Source organism: Rhodanobacter sp. sgz306013, assembly GCF_057031145.1.
Genome location: NZ_JBXCIJ010000001.1, coordinates 894,883 through 915,681, shown reverse-complemented (window position 1 = coordinate 915,681; position 20,799 = coordinate 894,883). Strand labels below are relative to the sequence as shown.

Annotated in this window: 18 protein-coding genes and 4 tRNA genes; 7 read left to right on the top strand and 15 right to left on the bottom strand. The window is 67.5% G+C overall.

The window, feature by feature from the left end; translation table 11 throughout:
• Positions 1–24: 24 nt before the first annotated feature.
• The 5 genes from AC2EWF_RS04155 to AC2EWF_RS04135 form a co-directional block, all read right to left on the bottom strand.
• Positions 25–1,506 (bottom strand): DegQ family serine endoprotease, encoded by a 1,482-nt coding sequence (locus AC2EWF_RS04155; RefSeq protein ID WP_483638073.1) that lies wholly within the window; start codon positions 1,504–1,506, stop codon positions 25–27.
• Between the two features lie 124 nt (positions 1,507–1,630).
• Positions 1,631–2,305: a sigma-E factor negative regulatory protein gene (locus AC2EWF_RS04150; protein WP_483638072.1), complete on the bottom strand. Its 675-nt coding sequence runs from the start codon at positions 2,303–2,305 to the stop codon at positions 1,631–1,633.
• Positions 2,302–2,916 (bottom strand): RNA polymerase sigma factor RpoE, encoded by a 615-nt coding sequence (gene rpoE, locus AC2EWF_RS04145; protein ID WP_483638071.1) that lies wholly within the window; start codon positions 2,914–2,916, stop codon positions 2,302–2,304. The genes AC2EWF_RS04150 and rpoE overlap by 4 nt, the downstream gene beginning before the upstream one ends.
• 167 nt (positions 2,917–3,083) lie before the next feature.
• Positions 3,084–5,297: a putative bifunctional diguanylate cyclase/phosphodiesterase gene (locus AC2EWF_RS04140; RefSeq protein ID WP_483638070.1), complete on the bottom strand. Its 2,214-nt coding sequence runs from the start codon at positions 5,295–5,297 to the stop codon at positions 3,084–3,086.
• The gene (locus AC2EWF_RS04135; protein WP_483638069.1) at positions 5,294–5,779 is read right to left on the bottom strand and encodes a hypothetical protein; all 486 of its coding nucleotides are present in this window, start codon (positions 5,777–5,779) and stop codon (positions 5,294–5,296) included. Before AC2EWF_RS04135 ends, AC2EWF_RS04140 begins: the two co-directional genes overlap by 4 nt.
• 271 nt (positions 5,780–6,050) lie before the next feature.
• Between AC2EWF_RS04135 and AC2EWF_RS04130 the strand changes: the two genes are divergently transcribed.
• Positions 6,051–8,114, top strand: a complete 2,064-nt coding sequence (locus AC2EWF_RS04130) for a 3-hydroxyacyl-CoA dehydrogenase NAD-binding domain-containing protein (protein ID WP_483638068.1) — start codon at positions 6,051–6,053, stop codon at positions 8,112–8,114.
• Between the two features lie 66 nt (positions 8,115–8,180).
• Here AC2EWF_RS04130 and AC2EWF_RS04125 read toward each other — a convergent pair whose 3' ends face one another.
• From AC2EWF_RS04125 to AC2EWF_RS04105, 5 genes are all read right to left on the bottom strand, one after another.
• Positions 8,181–8,738 (bottom strand): DUF2058 family protein, encoded by a 558-nt coding sequence (locus AC2EWF_RS04125; RefSeq protein ID WP_483638067.1) that lies wholly within the window; start codon positions 8,736–8,738, stop codon positions 8,181–8,183.
• 168 nt (positions 8,739–8,906) lie between these two features.
• A complete protein-coding gene (locus AC2EWF_RS04120) occupies positions 8,907–9,116 on the bottom strand; it encodes a SlyX family protein (protein ID WP_483638066.1) in 210 nt (69 codons plus the stop codon).
• Positions 9,116–10,459: a UDP-glucose dehydrogenase family protein gene (locus tag AC2EWF_RS04115; RefSeq protein ID WP_483638065.1), complete on the bottom strand. Its 1,344-nt coding sequence runs from the start codon at positions 10,457–10,459 to the stop codon at positions 9,116–9,118. Before AC2EWF_RS04115 ends, AC2EWF_RS04120 begins: the two co-directional genes overlap by 1 nt.
• A 122-nt stretch (positions 10,460–10,581) precedes the next feature.
• Complete coding sequence (locus tag AC2EWF_RS04110; RefSeq protein WP_483638064.1) at positions 10,582–11,343, bottom strand: FKBP-type peptidyl-prolyl cis-trans isomerase N-terminal domain-containing protein; 762 nt, start codon at positions 11,341–11,343, stop codon at positions 10,582–10,584.
• 185 nt (positions 11,344–11,528) lie between these two features.
• Positions 11,529–13,298, bottom strand: coding sequence for a cation:proton antiporter (locus tag AC2EWF_RS04105; RefSeq protein WP_483638063.1), 1,770 nt, complete (start codon positions 13,296–13,298; stop codon positions 11,529–11,531).
• Between the two features lie 168 nt (positions 13,299–13,466).
• Here AC2EWF_RS04105 and AC2EWF_RS04100 point away from each other — a divergent pair.
• The 3 genes from AC2EWF_RS04100 (at position 13,467) to AC2EWF_RS04090 (ending at position 13,744) form a co-directional block, all read left to right on the top strand.
• Positions 13,467–13,542 (top strand) — tRNA-Ala (locus tag AC2EWF_RS04100).
• An 11-nt stretch (positions 13,543–13,553) separates the two neighbouring features.
• Positions 13,554–13,629: transfer RNA gene (locus AC2EWF_RS04095), tRNA-Glu, on the top strand.
• Between the two features lie 38 nt (positions 13,630–13,667).
• Positions 13,668–13,744, top strand: a tRNA-Asp gene (locus AC2EWF_RS04090).
• A gap of 160 nt (positions 13,745–13,904) precedes the next feature.
• On the opposite strand, the gene AC2EWF_RS04085 is transcribed toward AC2EWF_RS04090, so the two are convergent.
• Positions 13,905–14,393: a DUF1249 domain-containing protein gene (locus tag AC2EWF_RS04085; protein WP_483638062.1), complete on the bottom strand. Its 489-nt coding sequence runs from the start codon at positions 14,391–14,393 to the stop codon at positions 13,905–13,907.
• Between the two features lie 28 nt (positions 14,394–14,421).
• Positions 14,422–15,237: a posphoenolpyruvate synthetase regulatory kinase/phosphorylase PpsR gene (ppsR, locus tag AC2EWF_RS04080; protein ID WP_483638061.1), complete on the bottom strand. Its 816-nt coding sequence runs from the start codon at positions 15,235–15,237 to the stop codon at positions 14,422–14,424.
• Positions 15,238–15,472: 235 nt separating this feature from the next.
• Here ppsR and ppsA point away from each other — a divergent pair, with 235 nt between their 5' ends.
• The 3 genes from ppsA to AC2EWF_RS04065 all read left to right on the top strand — a co-directional run bounded on the left by ppsA (position 15,473) and on the right by AC2EWF_RS04065 (position 18,863).
• Positions 15,473–17,845: a phosphoenolpyruvate synthase gene (ppsA, locus tag AC2EWF_RS04075; RefSeq protein WP_483638060.1), complete on the top strand. Its 2,373-nt coding sequence runs from the start codon at positions 15,473–15,475 to the stop codon at positions 17,843–17,845.
• A 97-nt stretch (positions 17,846–17,942) separates the two neighbouring features.
• Positions 17,943–18,032: transfer RNA gene (locus AC2EWF_RS04070), tRNA-Ser, on the top strand.
• 129 nt (positions 18,033–18,161) lie between these two features.
• The gene (locus tag AC2EWF_RS04065) at positions 18,162–18,863 is read left to right on the top strand and encodes a PP2C family protein-serine/threonine phosphatase (RefSeq protein WP_483638059.1); all 702 of its coding nucleotides are present in this window, start codon (positions 18,162–18,164) and stop codon (positions 18,861–18,863) included.
• Here the strand turns inward: AC2EWF_RS04065 and dnaQ are convergent.
• From dnaQ to AC2EWF_RS04050, 3 genes are read right to left on the bottom strand one after another with little or no spacing between them, the layout of a single operon-like run.
• Positions 18,855–19,595: a DNA polymerase III subunit epsilon gene (dnaQ, locus tag AC2EWF_RS04060; protein WP_483638058.1), complete on the bottom strand. Its 741-nt coding sequence runs from the start codon at positions 19,593–19,595 to the stop codon at positions 18,855–18,857. The genes AC2EWF_RS04065 and dnaQ overlap by 9 nt on opposite strands.
• Positions 19,592–20,041 (bottom strand): ribonuclease HI, encoded by a 450-nt coding sequence (rnhA, locus tag AC2EWF_RS04055; protein WP_483638057.1) that lies wholly within the window; start codon positions 20,039–20,041, stop codon positions 19,592–19,594. The genes dnaQ and rnhA overlap by 4 nt, the downstream gene beginning before the upstream one ends.
• 23 nt (positions 20,042–20,064) lie before the next feature.
• A complete protein-coding gene (locus tag AC2EWF_RS04050; protein ID WP_483638056.1) occupies positions 20,065–20,673 on the bottom strand; it encodes a methyltransferase domain-containing protein in 609 nt (202 codons plus the stop codon).
• Positions 20,674–20,799 lie beyond the last annotated feature (126 nt).

Here is a 20,799-nt window from a genome sequence, read left to right as displayed (position 1 = left end):
CGTCGCGCCCCGTGCCGGCTGCCGTCACTTGCCGTCCGGTACGGTCAGGCCGAAGAAACGGTTCTGTCCATCACGGCGCACCAGCAGCAGGACGGTGGAACCGGCCTTCACGCCCTTCGTCGCGGCGCGGAACGCCTCCACGCTGCCCACCGGCTGCTGGTTGACCATCAGGATCACGTCGCCCGGCTGCAGGCCCGCCTGGGCCGCCACGTCACCCGTGACATCGCCGATCAGCACGCCCTGCCCCGGCTTCAAGTCCATCTGCTTGCGGGTGGCGTTGTCCAGCGGCTGCACGGTAATCCCCAGCGCGACGGCGCCGCTGCTGTTCGCGCCGGGTGCCATTCCGCCGTTGTCCACCGCGTTCCGATCGCGCGGCATCGCGCCGATGGTGACCGACACGGTTTCCTTCTTGCCGTTGCGGAGGACCTCCAGTGGCACCCGTGTCCCCGGCTTTGTCATGCCCACCAGCGGCGGCAGGTCGGAGGGACTGCGGATCACATGGCCGTCGTAGCCGAGGATGATGTCCCCGAGCTGGATGCCGGCCTTCTCCGCGCCGCTGCCAGCGGTCACCTCGGCGACTGCTGCGCCGGAAGCATCAGGCAGCTTGTAGGCCTTCTCCATGTCGTCGTCGACGGCCTGGACCAGTACGCCGAGTTGGCCACGCGTCACGTAGCCCTTCGTCTTGAGCTGTTCCACCGCGTTCATCGCCACGTCGATCGGGATCGAGAACGACACGCCCTGGTAGCCGCCCGTTCCGGAATAGATCTGCGAGTTGATGCCCACCACCTGACCCTGCAGGTTGAACAGCGGGCCGCCGGAATTGCCGCGGTTGATCGGCACGTCGGTCTGGATGAAGGAGGTGTAGGGCTGGTCCTGGCTGCCCAGATTGCGGCCGATCGCGCTGACGATGCCCTGGGTCACGGTGTAATCGAAGCCGAACGGCGAGCCGATCGCCAGGACCCACTGGCCGGGCTTGAGGTTGCGCGAATCGCCGATGCTCACCGTGGGCAGGCTGCTGCCCGCGCTCACTTTGAGCAGGGCGATGTCGTAGGTGGGATCGGTGCCCACCACCTTGGCATCGAGGATGCGCCGATCCTGCAGCCGCACGATAACCTTGTCCGCATCGGCCACGACATGGTTGTTGGTGAGGATGTAGCCGTCGGCGGAGATGATGAAGCCCGAGCCCAGCGAGGTGTGCGCCTGTTCCGCCGGCGACGGCATCATCGGCATGCCGAAGAAGCGGCGGAACAGCTCGGCCTGCGGATCGTTCGGCGTGCCGCCCTGCGCCGACAGGCCGCGTACGCCCGGCTTGCCGCGACCGCTGTACTTCGCCTCCACCTGCACCACTGCGGGTGCGTTCTTCTGGACGATGCCGGTGAAATCCGGCAGGGACGCCACGGCGGAAGCCGGCTGGGCCTGCACCACCGGCACGGCCAGGACGGTGCCGGCCAAGGCACAGCACACCAGCAGGCTCAGGCGGGATCTGCGCAGGATGGATGATTTCATGACGCCTCCTAAGGTCGGTTCGGACTTCGTGACAAACACGCACCACCGGCGCCCCTGGGGCGGGTCGCGGGTGGGCGGAACGGGATGGGGGGGGAGGACCGCGGTGCGTGCACGCGGTCCCGCCTTATTGGGCGCCGGCGCCTTGGCGCGGGGCGTCCGGCAGCTGCTGCTGGGCCGGGTCGAGCAGGATCAGGTAGCTGCCGTCATGGTTGTCCAGTGTGCGGTAGCGCTGCGCCCGGAACGGCGACATGCCGCGACCGCCGTACGAAGGCGAGAAGCCGGCATCGACCGGTGCGGCAAGCGTGGCCGAAGCGCGCTGGCTGAGCAGGCCCGGCGCCTTGCCGCTCAGCCACGGTGGCACCACCGCCACTTCCGGCTGCGGCGCGACGGCCCGCACGCTCTTCACCGCCATGCCCGGCGACGCAGCCTCGGCGGTCAGCGGAGCCGTGTGCCGTTCGGCATCGCCGGTGGGCTGGGCGATCATCAACGCCGCCGCGGCAACGCCTGCCGCGATCGCGCCACCGGCCGACCAGCGCAGCCAGCGATGGTGACGCGGCACCGCGACTGCGGCCGATTCCTGCTCGATCGCCAGCATCACCCGCGACACGAAGCCGGCTTCGGCCAGTGGCGGCAGTTGCCGACGCAGGCCGTCGCGTGCCACGTGGTAGCTAACCCAAGTGCGCCGCAACTCGCCGTCGTGGTCGAGCCGGCGCAGCAGGAAACGCAACTCTTCGTGCGACAGTTCGCCGTCGATGCCGGCCGAAAGATGCTCGCGCGCATGCTGGTCTGGCTGGTTCATGTCTGCTCCTCGCGGTCCGACAACAGCGGCCGCAGCTTCTCGTCGATCGCCTCGCGGGCCCGGAAGATGCGCGAACGGACCGTACCGATCGGGCAACCCATCGCTTCGGCGATTTCCTCGTAGCTCAGGCCGTCCACCTCACGCAGCGTAATGGCCACCCTGAGCTCCTCGGGCAGGGCTTGGACAGTGGAAAACACCGAATGTTCAATTTCCTGCCGCATGAGTTCACGCTCGGGGGTGGCACTGTCGTGCATGCGCTCGGCACCGGACAGGAACACCGCCTCTTCGGCGTCGATGTCGTCGGTGGGTGGCCGCCGCCCCATCGCCACCAGGTGGTTCTTGGCAGTGTTTACCGCGATCTTGTAGAGCCAGGTATAGAACGCACTGTCGCCGCGGAACGAGCCGATCGCTCGCCAGGCGCGGATGAACGACTCTTGGGCGATGTCCTCGCACTCGGCGTGGCTCTTCACGTAGCGCGAGACCAGCCCCACCACCTTGTGCTGGTATTTGCGCACCAGCAGGTCGAAGGCACGCTTGTCGCCGCCTTGCACGCGCTCGACCAGTGCCCGATCCAGTTCGTTTTCGCCCGTCCGGGCCGTTTCCGTCGTCAATGCCGTCTTCCGCTGCGGGGCTTGTGCCAGAACGAGCGCTGCTCAGACCGGGGCCGGGCGCGCAAGTTCAGCGTCGCCAAGAGTGTAGCGATTCCATCCTGACGTACGGCTGTGCCATCGGTTGACCCGCCCGGGTCAACCGAGCATGGGGGCGACGGGTGCCCGGCTCAAGCCGGTACGGCGGCGGGCTGGCCCAGCAATTGCTGGCGCTCGGCCAGCAAGCGCTCGAAGGAGACCACCGGCAGGGGCCGGCAGAACAGGTAGCCCTGCAGCTCGTCGCAATCGTGGGCGCGTAGGAAGGCCAGGTGCTGTTCGGTCTCCACGCCCTCGGCCACCACGCTGCGGCCAAGCCGGTGCGCCATCTCGATAGTGGCGCGCACGATCGCCTCGTCGTCCGGGTCGACGCCGATGTTGCGCACGAAGCTCTGGTCGACCTTGATGCGGTCGGCCGGCAGCTTGCGCAGGTAGTCCAGCGAGGCGGCACCGGTGCCGAAGTCGTCGATCGCGATGCGGCAGCCCAGCCGGTGCAGCGCCTGCAGGTTCTCCACCAGGTTCGGGGCGGCCTTGATGCTGATGCTCTCGGTGATCTCCAGCTCCAGCAATGTGGGGTCGAGCCCGGTTTCCTGCAGTGCGCGGAACACCGTGGCCGGCAGTTTCGGCTCCATCAGCTGCAGTGCCGACAGGTTCACGCCCAGGCGCAGGCGCAGGCCGTAGCGTTGCTCCCATTCGTGGGCCTGACGGCAGGCCATGCGCAGCACCCATTCGCCGATCGGCACGATCAGGCCGGTCTCCTCTGCTAGCGGGATGAACACTGCCGGGCTGATCGGTCCCAGCTCGGGGTGTTCCCAGCGCAGCAGCGCCTCCATCCCGACGATGTCCTCACTGTCGGTGCCGACCTGTGGCTGGTAGACCAGGCGCAGCTCGCCGTTGCCAAGCGCATGACGCAGGCGCGAGCGCAGCGCCAGGCCATGCTCGCGCGCATACTCCGGACTCACCTCGTAGATGCGGCAGGTGTTGCGGCCCTGGCGCTTGGCCGCGTACATCGCCTCGTCGGCATGCTTGAGCAGGGTTTCCGCGTCGGCCGCGTCGTCAGGGAAGAAGCTCACGCCGATCGACACGCCAACTTGCAGGCGGGTGCCGTTCTCCAGCTGCAGTGGCTCGGCAACCACCTGCAGGATCTTCTCGGCGACCCGCTGCACGTCATCGTTTTTGATGATGTGGCGCAGCACCACGGTGAACTCGTCGCCGGCATAGCGCGCCACCGTGTCGGACGCACGCACGCTGCCACGCAGGCGGCGGGTGACTTCCTGCAGCACCTGGTCGCCCGCGGCGTGGCCGTGGGTGTCGTTGATCGCCTTGAAGTGGTCGAGGTCGACGAACAGTACGGCGAAGCATTCGCCGTTGCGCACCGCCTCGCGCAGGATCGACTCCAGCCGGTCGCCGAACAGCAGGCGGTTCGGCAGGCCGGTGAGCGCGTCGAGCAGGCCCTCGGCCCGCCCTTGCTCGCGGGTGAGCCCCAGCTCCAGCCCCTGCGCAAAACGCGCCGCTGCACAGCGCAGCAAGGGCTCGACGATCGCCATGTCGCCGAATCCGCGCCGGGTACCGGCCAGCATCGCACCCAGCACCACGCGACGCTCATCGAGCAGCGGCAGGCCCACGAAACCGGACAGCTCGAGCAAAGGCAGCAACGGGTCGGCCGGCACGCGCTGCACCGCGTCGCTGCGGTAGAGCACCGGCTCCCCGCCGAGGACGCGCTGCAGAAGCTGTTGCGCCTCGACCGGCGGCCAGGCCGGTTCCGCACCGTTCCACAGCTGCAGCAGCGGCGCCAGGAACTCGCTGCCCTCGTTGCGCACCGACCACACCGCCAGGTAATCCAGCGCCATCTCGTCGAACAGCAGCCGTGCGGTGGCGTCGCGGGTGGAGCCGCCGCCGCTGGTGGCAAAGATGCGCGCCAGCAGGGCCAGCGCGTTTTCCGCCGCACTGCGGCCTTGCGCGGGCAGCGCTGGCACGGCGGCGGGGGGCAGTTGCTGCCAGCGCGTGAGCAGCTCGGCCTCGATCCGGGTAGCGTGCAGCCAGCCGGTGACGTCGTCGGGCAGCTGTGCGGCCTGCAATGGCGCGTCCTCGTCGAGGATTGCCAGCAACGGTACGCCGGCCCCGGCGTCCAGCGCGCGCAGCTGCTCGCAGCACTGGCGCGCCTGGGCGGCATCGTCGCCCAGCACCGCCACCATCAGCTCCAGCGACGGGCGCCCTTCCAGCAGGATCGCCGCATGCTGCGCGTCGCGGGCACTGTGGATGTGCCGGCAACCCGCCTGGTCGAACACGTCGAACAGGCGGCGGCGCAGGTCGCGCCGGGCAGCGAGTACGAGGATGCCTTCGCTCATGCCTGCCCGCTCAGCCAGCGGCCATCGCGCAGACGCAGGCGTTGCGGCAACTCCGGTTCGCTGTCGATGCAGGTGATCAGCTCACCCAACTGCTCGACCAGGGCCAGCGGTGCATTGAGCAGCACCACGCGGCGCAGATGTCCGGTGGTGGCCCGCGCCAGCTGCCGCAGCAGGGCGAGCTCGGGCGCCGCCAGGGGCAACTCCAGTTCCTGCAGCACGTAGACGCCGAAATGCATGCTTTGCTGCATGTAGCGCAAAGCCTGGCCGAGGCGCTGCGCGTCAGGCACGCGCGCATGCGCGTCGCGGAGGCTGGACAGGCCCTGTCCCGGCTGCCACAGGTACACCGCCTGCCCGCTGTGGCGGGCGATGCTGCGGAAGTGTTCCAGCAGGGCAGCCCCATCCTCGCTGCGCACCGCCACGACGCCGGCAGGCGCGGCCAGGATCCGTTCGAAGACGTCGTGACCAGAGGATGGCAGTGGCATGTCCATCATCGATGTCATCGTGGCTCCCTGGATCGTTCGGCGTCGGCTGGCGAGGGGATGCATCGTCGGCCGGTTCGCATGGCGCATTTTCCACGGTTTCCGTCCATTCTGGGGCCAGTCCGCCATCGCGGGGGGCGAACGGCTTCACATTCGACCGATCGGAAGATTCCGAAACCCGACGCAAGTCCGTACGGGCCGGCCCGGCGGCATCTCGCATTCGTCCGGACGGGACGGTATGGTTCGGGCTTCGTCCACCACCCTCCCTTGGCCCATGTTCGAAGGATTGCGCTTCAACCACTGGAAGACGAGCCTGGACGAGCGGGGCATCGTCACGCTCAGTCTCGACCGGGCCGGCAGCAGCGTCAATGCGATCAACCGCGCCGTGCTCGAGGAACTGGGCCAGATCGTCGAACGGCTGGCGATCGAGCAGCCGACCGGCGTGATCGTGCACTCCGCCAAGCCCGCCGGTTTCGCGGTAGGCGCGGACATCAAGGAGTTCGTGGAGTACGCGGAACAGGGCAGCGTGCTGGAGAACATCGAGCACGGCCAGCGGGTGTACGAGGCGCTGGCCCGGCTGCCCTGCCCCACCGTGGCCGCGGTGCACGGCGCCTGCATGGGCGGCGGCACCGAGCTGATCCTGGCCTGCCGGCAGCGCATCGCCGCAGACGACGACAAGACCCGGATCGCCCTGCCCGAGGTGATGCTGGGCATCCATCCCGGCTGGGGCGGCAGCGCGCGCCTGCCGCGGCTGATCGGCGCCACCGAGGCGCTGCCGCTGATGCTCACCGGCAAGTCGCTGTCGGCGAAGCGTGCTCTGGCGTTGGGCGTGGTCGACCGCGTGGCGCCGCCCGACGAACTGCTGGCCGAGGCGCGCGTCCTGCTGCGCCGCCCGCAGGCACGGCCATTCGCTCGGCGCGCCAAGGCCTGGCTCACCAACTGCTGGCCCGCGCGCCAATTCCTTGCGCCGATGATGGCGAAGCAGACCGCCGCCAGGGTCCGCAGGGAACACTACCCGGCCCCCTTCGCGCTGATCGACGTGTGGCAGCGCGGCGGCGGCGACATCTGGCAACGGCTGAAGCTGGAAGCGCGGTCGGTGGCCAGGCTGGCGGCCACCCCCACCGCGCACAACCTGATCCGCCTGTTCTTCCTGCAGGAGCGGCTGAAGAACCAGGGCGCCGGCACCGAGCACGGCATCCGGCACGTGCACGTGGTCGGCGCCGGCGTGATGGGCGGCGACATCGCCGCCTGGGCCGCGTTCAAGGGCTTCGAGGTCAGCCTGCAGGACCGCGAGATGAAATTCGTCCAGCCTGCGCTGGATCGGGCCCGCAAGTTTTACGAGAAAAAGCTCAGGACGCCGGAAAAGATCGAGGCCGCCAGCCGGCGCCTGCGTGCCGATGTGGAAGGCGCCGGCGTGAGGGACGCCGACCTTGCCATCGAAGCGATCTACGAGAACGCCGAGGCCAAGGAGGCGCTCTACGCCACCATCGAGCCACAGTTCCAGACCGACGAGATCCTCGCCAGCAACACTTCCAGCATTCCGCTGGACGAGCTGCGGAAGCACCTCAAGTCGCCGCAGCGCTTCCTCGGCCTGCATTTCTTCAACCCAGTAGCGCAGATGCCACTGGTCGAGGTGGTGCGCCACGACAAGCTCGACCCGGCGATCGAAAAGCGCGCGCTGACGTTCTGCAAGGCCATCGGCAAGCTGCCGGTGGCGGTGAAAGGCACGCCAGGCTTCCTGGTCAACCGCATCCTGATGCCCTATTTGCTCGAGGCGCTGCGCCTCTACAACGAGGGCGTGCCCGGCCCCGTGCTGGACAAGGCGGCAAAGCAGTTCGGCATGCCGATGGGGCCGATCGAACTGGCCGACACCGTGGGCCTGGACGTGTGCGCCTCCGTGGGCAAGGAACTGGCGCCCTTCCTCGGCCTGGAACTGCCGCCGGGACTTGAGGACAAGCTCGACGCCGGCAAGCGTGGCAAGAAGGACGGCCAGGGCCTGTACGTGTGGCAAGAAGGCAAGCCCATCAAGCCTGAGGTCGATCCCGACTACCAGCCCGCGCCGGACCTCACCGATCGCATGATCCTGGCCATGGTGAACGAAGCTGTGGCCTGCCTCGCCGACGGCGTGGTGGACGATGCCGACCTGCTCGATGCCGGCGTGATCTTCGGCACCGGCTTCGCGCCGTTCCGCGGTGGTCCGATCCAGTACCTGCGCAGCGAGGGCGTGGCCAAGATCAAGGCGAGGCTGGAGCAACTGGCGCAGCGACACGGCGCGCGGTTCACGCCCAAGGAGGGGTGGGATAACCCGGCCTTGCTGACGGGCAACGACATCACCTGAGGCCGGGCCTGCACCGGCTGGAAAATGCCCGGCTCCTGGCCGGGCATTTTCGTGAGCGCCGAGGATTCACCAGACCAGGTCGTCAGGCACGCCATCGTCGCCATCGTCGCCTGCCGCCCCCGGATCGACCAGCAAGGCGAGCAGGTGCGCGTCGATGGCGCGCACTTGTTCGGCGACTTGGCTCGTGACTAGCAGGTAACGCCCCGCCTGTTGCACCACGCCCAGCTCGCCCGCGTTGAGCGCAGCCAGCTGGGCCGCGTCGACGTGGATGCGGCGGATCTTGCCGCCGTACTCGAAATTGCGCACCAGCTCGGTCTCGGCCTTGTTCAGGGCCTTGCCATCCAGCAGTTGCTGGATCTTCTGCTTGCGCTCGCGGCGCAGGCGCGCCTGCTCCTCGGCTTCCTGCTGGGCACGCTTGCGCTCCCCTGCTTCGGTCTGCGCGCGGATAGCGTAGGCCTTGGCGAGATCGATGTCTTCCTGGCTGCGGCTTGCCGCGGGCGGTTTGCCGCCATGGCCGCGCGGCTTGCCAGACGGCCTGCCCTTGCCTTCGTTGCCGCGCTTCTCCTCGCGGATTTGCTTGACGAGACCGCTCTTCAGCAGCTGGTCGCGCAGGGACTCGCTCATGCTCGTGGTTCCGGTGGGACTTGATGTTTGCTTTCAGCTCCCGGCCACACTCCAGCCACAACCGGGCTTTCTACAGACGCACGTATGGTCATCAGGTACCTGTGCACTCAGGTAGCCAAGTCGCGGGATTCCGGCTCTTGCCTTCGTGACGGCAAACCCGGAATCCCGTCAATAATGCGGTGGCGTCTCGTTTTGCGGATCGGATGCCGAACCCAGCCGTACGCTCTGCAATTCCTGCCGCAGCAGGTGCAGCAGGCGCTCCAGCTCGACGATGCGCATCGCCTGCTCGGCATCGGCCGCGGCCAGCGCCTGCACGGTATCGTCGATGAAGGTCAGCCGCACTTCGAGATCGGCCAGGCGCTGCTCGATCGCGTCCATCAGCGTGCCACGCGCAAGCTGCGGCCGCGGCCGATGCCGTAGTAGGCCAGGCCGGCCTCCTCCACCGCCGCGGGATCGTAGAGGTTGCGGCCGTCGAAGATCACCGGCGTCTTGAGCAAGGCGCGGATGCGCGCGAAGTCGGGGCTGCGGAAGGCCTTCCACTCGGTGACGATGGCCAGCGCGTCGGCCCCCTGCAAGGCGTCGCGGGCGTGCTCGCACAGCACGAGGTCGTCGCGCTCGCCGTAGATGCGCCGGGTCTCCTCGCGCGCCTCCGGGTCGAAGGCCTGCACGCGGGCGCCTGCATCCCACAGCGCTTCCATCAGACGGCGGCTGGAGGCTTCGCGCATGTCGTCGGTGTTCGGCTTGAAGGCCAGCCCCCACAGCGCAATGGTCTTGCCTTTCAGGTCACCGTCGAAGTGGCGTGCGATCAGCTCGAACAGCTTGGCCTTCTGGGCGCGGTTCACCGCTTCGACCGCGCCGAGCAGGCGTGCCTCGTAACCCGCGCCACGCGCCGTGCGTTCAAGCGCCTGCACGTCCTTGGGAAAGCATGAGCCGCCGTAACCCGCACCGGGGTAGATGAAGTGGTAGCCGATACGCGGATCGGCACCGATGCCCTGGCGCACCAGTTCCACGTCGGCGCCCACGCGCTCGGCGATGTTGGCGATCTCGTTCATGAAGCTGATCTTGGTTGCCAGCATCGCGTTGGCGGCGTACTTGGTCAGCTCCGCCGAACGCTCGTCCATCACCACCGTGCGCTCATGGTTGCGGTTGAACGGTGCATACAGCTTGCGCAGCACGGTCACCGCGCGCTCGCTGGAACTGCCGATCACGATGCGGTCGGGGCGCAGGCAGTCCTCCACCGCGTCGCCCTCCTTGAGGAACTCGGGATTGGAGACCACATCGAACTCGATTGCGGCACCGCGCGCCGCCAGTTCGGCCGCGACCGCCGCGCGCACGCGGTCGGCGGTACCGACCGGCACGGTGGACTTGTTCACCACCACCGCGTAGCGGCCCAGATGCTGGCCGATGGTGCGCGCCACGCCCAACACGTACTTCAGGTCGGCACTGCCGTCCTCGTCGGGCGGCGTGCCTACCGCGATGAAGATGACCTCGGCATGCGCGACGCCGGCCGCGGCATCGGTGGTGAAATCGAGCTGGCCATCGGCATGGTTGCGCCGGACGATGGGTTCCAGGCCCGGCTCATAGATCGGGATCTCGCCGTGCTGCAGGCGACCGACCTTGCCTGCGTCGATGTCCACGCACACCACGTGGTTGCCCATCTCGGCGAGGCAGGCGCCGGTGACCAGGCCGACATAGCCGGTGCCGAAGATCGTGACTTTCATCGTGCTGCCGATTCCCGTGGACGCGAGCATGCATTCTAACCGCGCAAGCATTGCCGCAGTCTCATAAAGCAGGAGGGCGCGAATCGCTTCGCGCCCTCCTGTGTCTGAAGCCGAAGCAGCGCTTACTTGGCGGCGGGAGCCGCCGGCGTCGGCTTGGTGCTGACCAGCGTCACGTCGAAGATCAGCGTGGCGTTCGGCGGCATCGGCGGCTGCGGCTCGGCGCCGTAGGCCAGGTTCGATGGGATGAACAGCTTGTAGTGGCCGCCCACCTGCATCAGCTGCAGGCCCTCGCGGAAGCCAGGGATCACGCCGGCCAGCGGGATGTCGGCCGGGCCCGGCGGATTGTGCTTGGACGAGGCGTCGAACACCTGGCCGTTGACGAAGCTGCCGGTGTAGTCGATCTTCACCGTGTCGTTCGGACCCGGACGGGCACCGGTACCCTGGCTGATCACCTGGTACTGCAGGCCCGAGGCGGTGGTCTTCACGCCCGGCGCGGTCTTGTTCTTGGCGAGGAAGGCGTCACCCTCGGCCTTGTTCTTGGCCGCCAGCTTGGTCATCTCGGCCTCGTACTTGGCCTTGATCTTGGCCATGAAGGCGTCATGCACCTGCTTGGCCTCTTCCTCGCTCATGGTCGGCTTCTGGCCGGAGAGCGCGGCCTTCACCGCGTTCGCCACGGCGGTCGGGTCCAGCTCTTCACGCATGATCGGCGGCACCTGGGAAGCAATCTCCCAGCCCACCACATAGCTGGCCTTGGCCTTGTCGACCGTGCCGGTGGCACTGCTGGCGGCCTTGGTGGCCGTCTGGGCGGCAAACGCACCCGCCGACATGCCCAGCGTCGCAGCCACCGCAAGGGCCGTCAGCGTGGGGCGCAGAAAATGCTTCATTCGGTATTCCCTCGTGTTTTGGATATGCCGGTGCCGCCGGCCGGGCCTCCACAACGGAGGCATGGTCGCCCATTGTGAGGCGCCCGCGCCGGGCTTGCAATCCGGTCTGCCTGCGACAGTCAAGCCGCAGAAAGGTTCCGCCGACACCGCCGCAGAACGCCGGCCGGCGTGTTCCGGGCCGGTTCTCAGGCGGAGTCGCCGTGCCCGGACTGCTCCGGCTTCTCCAGCGTTTCCCTCAGGGCTGCCTGCAGCCGCGCATGCAGCTTCACCAGGGTGCGCCACAGCACCACCGCCAACACCACGCCGGCTACCAGCAGCGACCACGCCACGCCGCGCGGCGGCAGGATCGCCGAACCCAGCGCGCTGACCAGAAGCGCCAGCGCGAACAAGGTGAGCAGCGGAATCATCCGCGCCAGCACGTTGCGGATCGCCTGCGTATAGCTGCCGGTGTAGCGTTCGCGGATGCCCAGCTCGGCCAGCAGCATGCCCAGCGCCTCGGCCTTGCGGTATACGGCGATCAGCATCGGCAACGACAGGAACAGCGCACAGGCCCAGATCAGCGTGTGGCGCAGATCACGATGGATGCCGAACCGCGTGAACCAGCCCCAGCTGTGCGCATTCACATAGGCGCCGATCACGAACAGCGTGACGACCAGCAGCACATTGATCGCGATGTGCCACAGCAGGCGACGCAGCATCGCCGCCAGCACCGCGTTCTCGTCGACTGGCCGGAGGTTTTCCAGCCAGCCGCTGTAGCTGTCGGCCAGCACGTGCAACGACCTCGGCGTGATGCGCGACAAGCCATCGGCAAGGCGGTCGGCCGAACGCCCCAGGTAAGGCGACGCCGCCATGCACAGCACCGACACCGCTACCGCGATCGGATAGATGAAATCGCTGATCGCGCCCAGCGACAGGCCCAGCGTGGCGATCACGAAGGAGAACTCGCCGATCTGCGCCATGCTCAGTCCGGAACGCAAGGCGGTGCGCGCATCGTGGCCCACGGCAAAAATGCCCAGGCCACAGGCCAGCGTCTTGCCCACGATCACCACCGCGGCGATCAGCACAGCCGGCAGCGCGTACTGCCACAGCATGGCCGGGTCGATCTTCAGGCCGATCGCCACGAAGAACAGCGCCGCGAACATGTCGCGCAGCGGCTCGACCAGGTGCAGCACGCGCCCCACGCTGCGTGCCTCCGCCACAACCGCGCCCGCGAGGAAGGCGCCCAGAGCCACGCTGAAGCCCATCCACGCCGCCAGCAAGCTGGCGCCGAAGCAGACGCCGAGCACGCTCACCAGCAACGTCTCGTCGCGGTCGAAGCCGGCCACGTAATCCACCAGTCGCGGCAGCAGCAGCAGGCCCAGGATCATGCCCACCACCACGAACAAGCCGAGGTGGCCGATCAGAGCGAGCGCGGTGCCCGCATGCACGGTGCCACCAATCGCCACCGCGGTGAGCAGGGTCAGCATCACGATGGTGAGCACGTCCTCCGCCACCAGCAGGCCCACCACCAGTTTCGCGAACGGCTGCGCCTGCGCGCCTCCTTCCTTCAGCGTGCGCGTGGCGACCATGGTCGAGGACAGCGCGATGATCGCGCCGAGGAACAACGCGTCGACGCCCTTCCAGCCGAACAGGTTGCCTAGGCCAACGCCGATCCACAGCATCACGCCCACTTCCAGCACCGCCACCGCAAGCACGCCGATGCCGACCTCGCGCAACTTGCGCACGCTGAACTCCAGGCCCAGCGTGAACATCAGCAGGACCACGCCGAGGTTGGAGATGTCGTCGATCGCGCGCGGATCGGCGACCAGAGTGCCCGGCGTATGCGGGCCGATCAGCACGCCGGCCAGGATGTAACCCAGCAACACCGGCTGGCGCAGGCGCTGGAACAGGATCGTGGCGGCGCCGGCCACGAGCATCACGATCGCGAGGTCGCGGATGAAGCCGATCTCGTGCATGTCTTCCTCTCGTTGCGTCCGGGAAGGAAGCTTAAACGATGCCCCGCACCGGTCATGGTCCTCGCCGGCCACGCGCACCGATCCGACGCCAGCGAACGAGTGAAAATTTCTTGAAAAAAAGCTTGACGGAAATCCGACCCCCACCTATTCTTTGCGGCTTCCAGCGGCGGGGCCATAGCTCAGCTGGGAGAGCGCCTGCATGGCATGCAGGAGGTCGGCGGTTCGATCCCGCCTGGCTCCACCAACCTGACACACGTCCCCATCGTCTAGAGGCCTAGGACATCACCCTTTCACGGTGGCGACCGGGGTTCGAATCCCCGTGGGGACGCCAAGGTTGGTCCGCGTAGCACGTTTGCTGGAAACACATGTGGAGCGGTAGTTCAGTCGGTTAGAATGCTGGCCTGTCACGCCGGAGGTCGCGGGTTCGAGTCCCGTCCGCTCCGCCACGATCCGCAAGAAAGCCGCCTCCGGGCGGCTTTCTTGTTGTGGCGGATCGGTGCGCCTGTCTCGCGGCGAGCAGCCATCCACGGTCGCGCCGGCGCACCCCAAGCGCTCGCCCGCTGGCTGCCGGAAGGTGTCGAAGGGGGCCATTTCCTGGCGACGCTCTCAGACAGGGCCGCCGCCTTCGGGCCGTCCGGAGTGCGGCTCCAGCGTGCCGACCGAATGCCCCTGCTCCGCCAGGTATTCAAGCCAGCGTGCGAGAAAGCCGTTCATCTGCAGGCGATGCTGGAAGACCGTGTGCGCCGGCGCGAAGGGCCCCAGCACCTGCCACAGATGCCGCCCGGGATGGCAATGCAGCGCCTCGGCCACATGGGCGTCGGTATACATGCGCAACTGGGCGGAGGGCGCGCGGTGGCCGGTGTGCGCGTCGACGAAGTCGTAGGTGAGTTCCAGCTCCAGCGTATAGGGGTGGCGTTCCTGCACCGCCAGGTGCACGTTGAGACCGTCGTCCACGTCCGACACGTACTGGCCCGGCACCAGCTGCTGTGGCGCGAATAGCCGCGTCAGCCGATGGTAATTCTCAGCATAGAGGCCCATCAGGAACTCGAAGCGTCCCGGCAGCAGGCTGTGGCGGTCGTCGAGTACGGCATTCATGGCAGGCGCTGGTTACTCCGGTGCGGTGTCAGAACATGGTGCGCTCGATGCCGAAGCTCGCGAAGATCTTGCTCGCGATCTCCTCGATCGACACGTGCGTGGTGTTGAGGAACGGAATGCCGGCCTGGCGCATCAGCCGGTCGGCCTGCTCCAGTTCCCAGCGGCACTGCTTGATCGTGGCGTAACGGCTGCCTGCGCGACGCTGCTCGCGGATCTGCGCCAGCCGCTCCGGCTCGATGGTGAGCCCGAACAGACGGTCGCGATACGGTCGCAGGCGCGCCGGCAGTTCCAGCTTTTCCAGATCCTCGTCGGTCAGCGGGTAGTTGGCGGCGCTGACGCCGTAATGCAAGGCCATGTACAGGCAGGTCGGCGTCTTGCCAGAACGGGACACGCCAACCAGGATCAGGTCGGCCTGCGCATAGTCCACGTCGATGCCGTCGTCGTGCGACAGCGCGTAGTTGGTGGCGTTGATGCGCGCCTCGTACTTGTCGAAATCCACGAGGCCGTGCGAGCGGTTCACCGCGCCGGAACGCTTTGCACCGAGCTCCTCCTCCAGCGGGCCGATGAACGGCGCAAACACATCCAGCATCAGCGCACCGCTTGCGGCCACGATGTCGCACAGGGCGCGGTCGGCCATGGTGTTGACCACGATCGGCCGTTCGCCGCTCTTCGCGTAATGAGTCTTGATGCGCAGCGCTGCCGCCTCGGCCTTGTGCGCATCGTCGATGAACGGCAGGCGGTGTTTGTCGAAACGCAGTCCCTCGAACTGGGCGAGGATGCTGTTGCCGATCGTCTCCGCGGTGATGCCCGTGGAGTCGGAGATGAAGAAAATCGTGCGCTGCATGGAAAGCCCGGGAATGGTGGCGCCTGTCTGCTGCGCACCATATCGCAAGGTCCGGGGGCTGTCGCCGCTTGACCGGCGCCTGACTGGTATGCAGTTGGCGCGGCGCCGGACGGCATTGGTCTTCTTGTGCTTCGCACCATCGAAAGCGGACAATACCAATCCTTTGCGACCCGCTTCCTGCCTGCGCTTCGTGACCATTCCACTGTCTGCAGCACTTCCCCCTGAGGAGATTCCCTTGAACCACCTGGTGCTTTGGCTGGACCAACTGCGCATGACCGACCTGGGCAAGGTCGGCGGCAAGAACGCGTCGCTCGGCGAAATGATCGGCAACCTCGCCAAGCTTGGCGTCTCCGTGCCGGGCGGCTTCGCCACCACCGCCGACGCGTTCCAGCAGTATCTGGAAAAGAGCGGTGTGGCCAAGCGAATCCAGGCCCGCCTGGACGGCCTGAACGTCGACGACGTGGATGCCCTGGTCAAGGCCGGCAAGGAAATCCGCGAATGGGTCACCGAGACCCCGCTGCCGGCCGAGCTCGACCAGGCCATCCGCGATGCCTATGCCAAATTGTGCAAGGACGCCGGTGCCGACGACATCGCGGTGGCCGTGCGCTCCTCCGCCACTGCCGAAGACCTGCCCGACGCCAGCTTCGCCGGCCAGCAGGAAACCTTCCTCAACGTGGTCGGCATCGAGGACGTGCTGCACAAGGTCAAGGAGGTCTTCGCCTCGTTGTACAACGACCGTGCCATCGCCTATCGCGTGCACCAGGGCTTCGCGCACGAGAACGTGTTCCTCTCCGCCGGCGTGCAGCTGATGGTGCGCTCGGACGTGGGAGCCTCCGGCGTGCTGTTTACGCTGGACACCGAGTCGGGCTTCCGCGACGTGGTGTTCGTCACCGGCAGCTATGGCCTCGGCGAGATGGTCGTGCAGGGCGCGGTGAATCCCGACGAGTTCTACGTGTTCAAACCGACCCTGAAGGCCGGCAAGCCCGCAGTGCTCCGCCGCAATCTCGGCGCCAAGCAGCTGCGCATGGTGTACTCGAGCCAGCCCGGCGAACGGGTGAAGACCGAGAACACGCCGGACGAGCTGCGCAACAGGTTCTGCATCACCGATGCCGACGTGGAATCCCTGGCGAAGCAGGCGCTGATCATTGAGCAGCACTACGGCCGTCCGATGGACATCGAATGGGCGAAGGACGGCAACACCGGCAAGCTCTACATCGTGCAGGCGCGCCCGGAAACGGTGAAATCGCGCGCCCACGCCACCCAGCTTGAACGCTTTCATCTCGGCGAGAAAGGCAAGGTGCTTGCAGAGGGCCGCGCCATCGGCCAGAAGATCGGCGCCGGCAAGGCGCGCGTGGTGCGCTCGCTGGCCGACATGAGCAAGGTGCAGCCCGGCGACGTACTGGTGGCCGACATGACCGACCCCGACTGGGAGCCGGTGATGAAGCGCGCCAGCGCCATCGTCACCAACCGCGGCGGCCGCACCTGCCATGCGGCGATCATCGCGCGCGAACTGGGCGTGCCGGCCGTGGTCGGCACGCACAACGCGCTGGACACCATCCCCGACGGCACGGAGGTCACCGTGTCCTGCGCCGAAGGCGACACGGGCACGATCTACGCGGGCCTGCTGAAGTTCGATCGCATCACCGCCGACCTCGGTGCGATGCCCGAGGCGCCGCTGAAGATCATGATGAACGTGGCCAACCCCGAGCGTGCGTTCGACTTCGGCATGCTGCCGAACGCCGGCATCGGCCTGGCCCGCCTGGAGATGATCATCGCCAGCCATATCGGCGTGCACCCCAAGGCGCTGCTGGAATACAGCAAGCAGGACGCCGAGACGCGCGCCAAGATCGACGGGCGCATCGCCGGCTACGCCGGCCCGGTCGAGTTCTACGTGGACCGCCTCGCCGAAGGGATCGCCACCATTGCCGCCTCGGTATACCCGAAGCCGGTGATCGTGCGCATGAGCGACTTCAAGTCCAACGAATACGCCAACCTGCTCGGCGGTGCGCGCTACGAGCCGCACGAGGAAAACCCGATGATCGGCTTCCGCGGCGCCAGTCGCTACGTCGACCCCGGCTTCGCCGAGGCGTTCGGCCTGGAGTGCAAGGCGGTCAAGCGCGTGCGCGAGACGATGGGGCTGGACAATGCGTGGGTGATGATCCCGTTCGTGCGCACGCTGGACGAAGGCCGCAAGGTGGTCGAGGTTCTCGCAAAGAACGGCCTCAGGCAGGGCGAGCACGGCCTCAAGGTCATCATGATGTGCGAGGTGCCCTCCAACGCCCTGCTCGCCGAGGAGTTCCTGGATATCTTCGACGGCTTCTCGATCGGCTCCAACGACCTCACCCAGCTCACCCTGGGGCTGGATCGCGATTCCTCCATCGTGGCCGGCCTGTTCGATGAGCGGAATCCCGCCGTGAAGAAGCTGCTGTCGATGGCGATCAAGACTGCGCGCGCCAAGGGCAAGTACGTGGGCATCTGCGGCCAGGGTCCCAGCGACCATCCCGACCTGGCCGAGTGGCTGATGGACCAGGGCATCGAATCCGTGTCACTGAACCCCGACACCGTGGTCGACACCTGGTTGCGGCTGGCGAAGAGGAAGGCCGGCTGACCCTCGCCGTGGCCGCGGCAGGCTAGTCCGCCGCGCTTGCCACGGCCACCGCCACCACGTAAAATTGCCGGCTCGCGCAGACCACGCGACCCCCTTTGGAGAGGTGGCAGAGTGGTCGAATGTACCTGACTCGAAATCAGGCGTACGTGTAAGCGTACCGTGGGTTCGAATCCCACCCTCTCCGCCAGACACAAAAACGCCCCCTCGCGGGGCGTTTTTGTGTCTGGCGGAGAGGGCGGTGTGGAGGAACCCACCCCGAAATCACACGCGGCCTTGTGCTTTTGCACCCTCCCCCAACATCCGCCATGCTTCCCCCATGATCGAATTCGGACACGCCACCCACGTCGGCCTGCGCCGCACGCGCAACGAGGACACCTACTACGCCGACGCCGCCCTGGGCCTGTTCCTGGTGGCCGACGGCATGGGGGGGCACCTGCACGGCGAGGTGGCCTCGGCCTTGGTGCGCGACAGCGTAGTCGAGCTGGTGAGCCGCGGACACAGCCTCGCCGAGGCGATCCGCGGCGCCGACGAACACCTGCTGGCGCAGCTGCACGACTACGCCGACGTGATGCCGATGGGCAGCACGATCGCGGCATTGCGCCTGAACGAGGATGGCTACGAGGCGGCCTGGGTAGGCGACAGCCGCATCTACACCGCCGGGCGCGAACTGCATCAGATCAGCCACGACCATTCGCTGGTGCAGGCGCTGGTCGAGGCGGGGCAACTGGATCCGGCCCATACCGCCAAGCATCCGCAACGCAACGTGCTGACCCAGGCGCTGGGCGTGACCGCCGCCTCGCAGTTGCACATCGGCATGGCGCACGGCCGCGTCACCCCGGGCATGGGCTTCCTGCTCTGCAGCGATGGACTGACCGAGGATCTCGATGCAGCCTCGATCGCGCGCACAGTGGCGCGCACCGATCTGGCCGCACAGGAGTGCGTGGATCAGCTGCTGCTGGGCGCGCTGGATCGGGGCGGCAAGGACAACATCACCGCAATCCTGGTACGTTCAAGCTGAGCCGGCTTCCACCGGCGCCTCGACCGTCTCCAGCCTGCGCCAGATGCTGATGCCGCCGGCACTCTTGTCCAGCGCGTCGAGGCGTTGCTCGTGCAGCGCGGATTCACCGGCGGATGCGCGCAGCACACGGGGCCGTCCACGCAACACCAGCGGCGCGGCTGCCGCCACCGCCGTCGATTCCTGCGGCTGTTCGAAGGCCAGGTCCAGCGCCACCTGGCCCGAAGTCATCGCGAGGTAAACATCGGCCAGCAACTGCGCGTCGATCAGGCCCCCGTGCAGATCGCGGCGCGAGTTGTCCACGCCGAGTCGCTTGCAAAGCGCGTCGAGGCTGTTCCGCTGGCCGGGATAGCGCTCGCGCGCCATCGCCAGTGTGTCGAGCACGCTGCAACGCTCTCCGATGCGGCCATACCCTCCTGCCAACCGCGCCAGTTCGGCGTCGATGAACCCCACGTCGAAGCTGGCGTTGTGGATGATCAGCTCGGCGCCGTCGACGAAGGCCAGAAACTCATCCACCTTGCTGGCGAACAGGGGTTTGTCGACCAGGTCGCCGTCGCGGATGCCGGTAACCTGGCTGGCGCCCTCGTCCATCGCCCGCTCGGGGTTGAGGTAGGTTTGCCAGTAGCGTCCGGTGAGGCGCCGCCCCACCATTTCCACACAGGCGATCTCCACCAGCCGGTGGCCCTGGCGCACCTCCAGACCGGTGGTTTCCGTGTCCAGCACCACCTGCCTCATGCCCGGCTCCCGTGCTGCTCGGCCTGCTCGCGCGCCGCCCGGTCCACGCGCTCGTTTTCCGCGTGGCCGTTGTGGCCCTTCACCCACTTCCAGCGTACGCGGTGATGGTCACTCGCCGCGGAGAGCCGCTCCCACAGATCCTGGTTCTTCACCGGTTTCCTGTCGGCAGTCCGCCAGCCGTTTGCGCGCCATTTCGGCAGCCACTGCTCGATGCCCTGCATCACGTAGCGCGAATCGGTGGTGAGCAGCACGGTGCAGGGGCGCGTCAACGCCTCCAGTGCGCCGATCGCCGCCATCAGTTCCATGCGGTTGTTGGTGGTGTCGGCCTCGCCGCCGGCCAGCAGGCGTTCGCGGCCCTTGACCCGCAGCAAGGCTGCCCAGCCGCCAGGCCCCGGATTGCCGAGGCAGGCGCCGTCGGTGAATGCTTCCACTTCTTCAGTCGTCACGCAGTTTCCCAGTCAAGACACCATCAGGACACGGAATGCCGCCGCGTACCCGGCGACAGGTGCGCATTCACCGGCACGCGCGCCGGCAACGGCCGCAATTTCAGGGGAATGGCCTGGCGCCGCTGCTTGCGCGCCAGCAACAGATAACCGCCGCCCCAGCGACTGTCGTTGCCGGCAGGCCGCGCATCGCCGGGCCAGGCAGCGCCGAGCCGACGCATGCTCTCGATTTCCAGCCCTTGCTGTCGCAACTGCTGACGCAGACGCCATGGCCATTGCAGCGATTGCCGCTGCCCCCGCGCGCGCCAGCAGAACCAGGGCGCCCAGCCACCCAGCGGATGTACCGCGGTTACCGCCAGCAGGCCGCCGGCCGCCAGCACGCGGCAGGTCTCGGCCAACAATGCGGCAGCCTGCGGCGCCGGCTCCAGCGCGTGCTGCAGCCAGACGAGATCGAAGGCTTCATCGATGAAGGGCAGCGGCCTGTCAGCACGGCCCCGGAGGTCGCCGCGGTAGCCGTCACGCGCCAGCCGTAGCCGCGTCCATGCCACGCCGGGCAAGGGTGGCACCGCGTCGTCGTCGGCCACGCCGATGTGCAGCGCGCGCCGTCCCGTCTCGCGCTGCAGCAAGGGCGCCATGCTGCGCCATTGTCCGCTGCGCAACCGCCGCAAGGGGACGCTGGCATGTATGTCCTGATCGCGTTGAAGCGGCATGCATTCGATCCGGTTCCGACCGTGCCGGGCCCCGGTCATCGTCTAAACCCA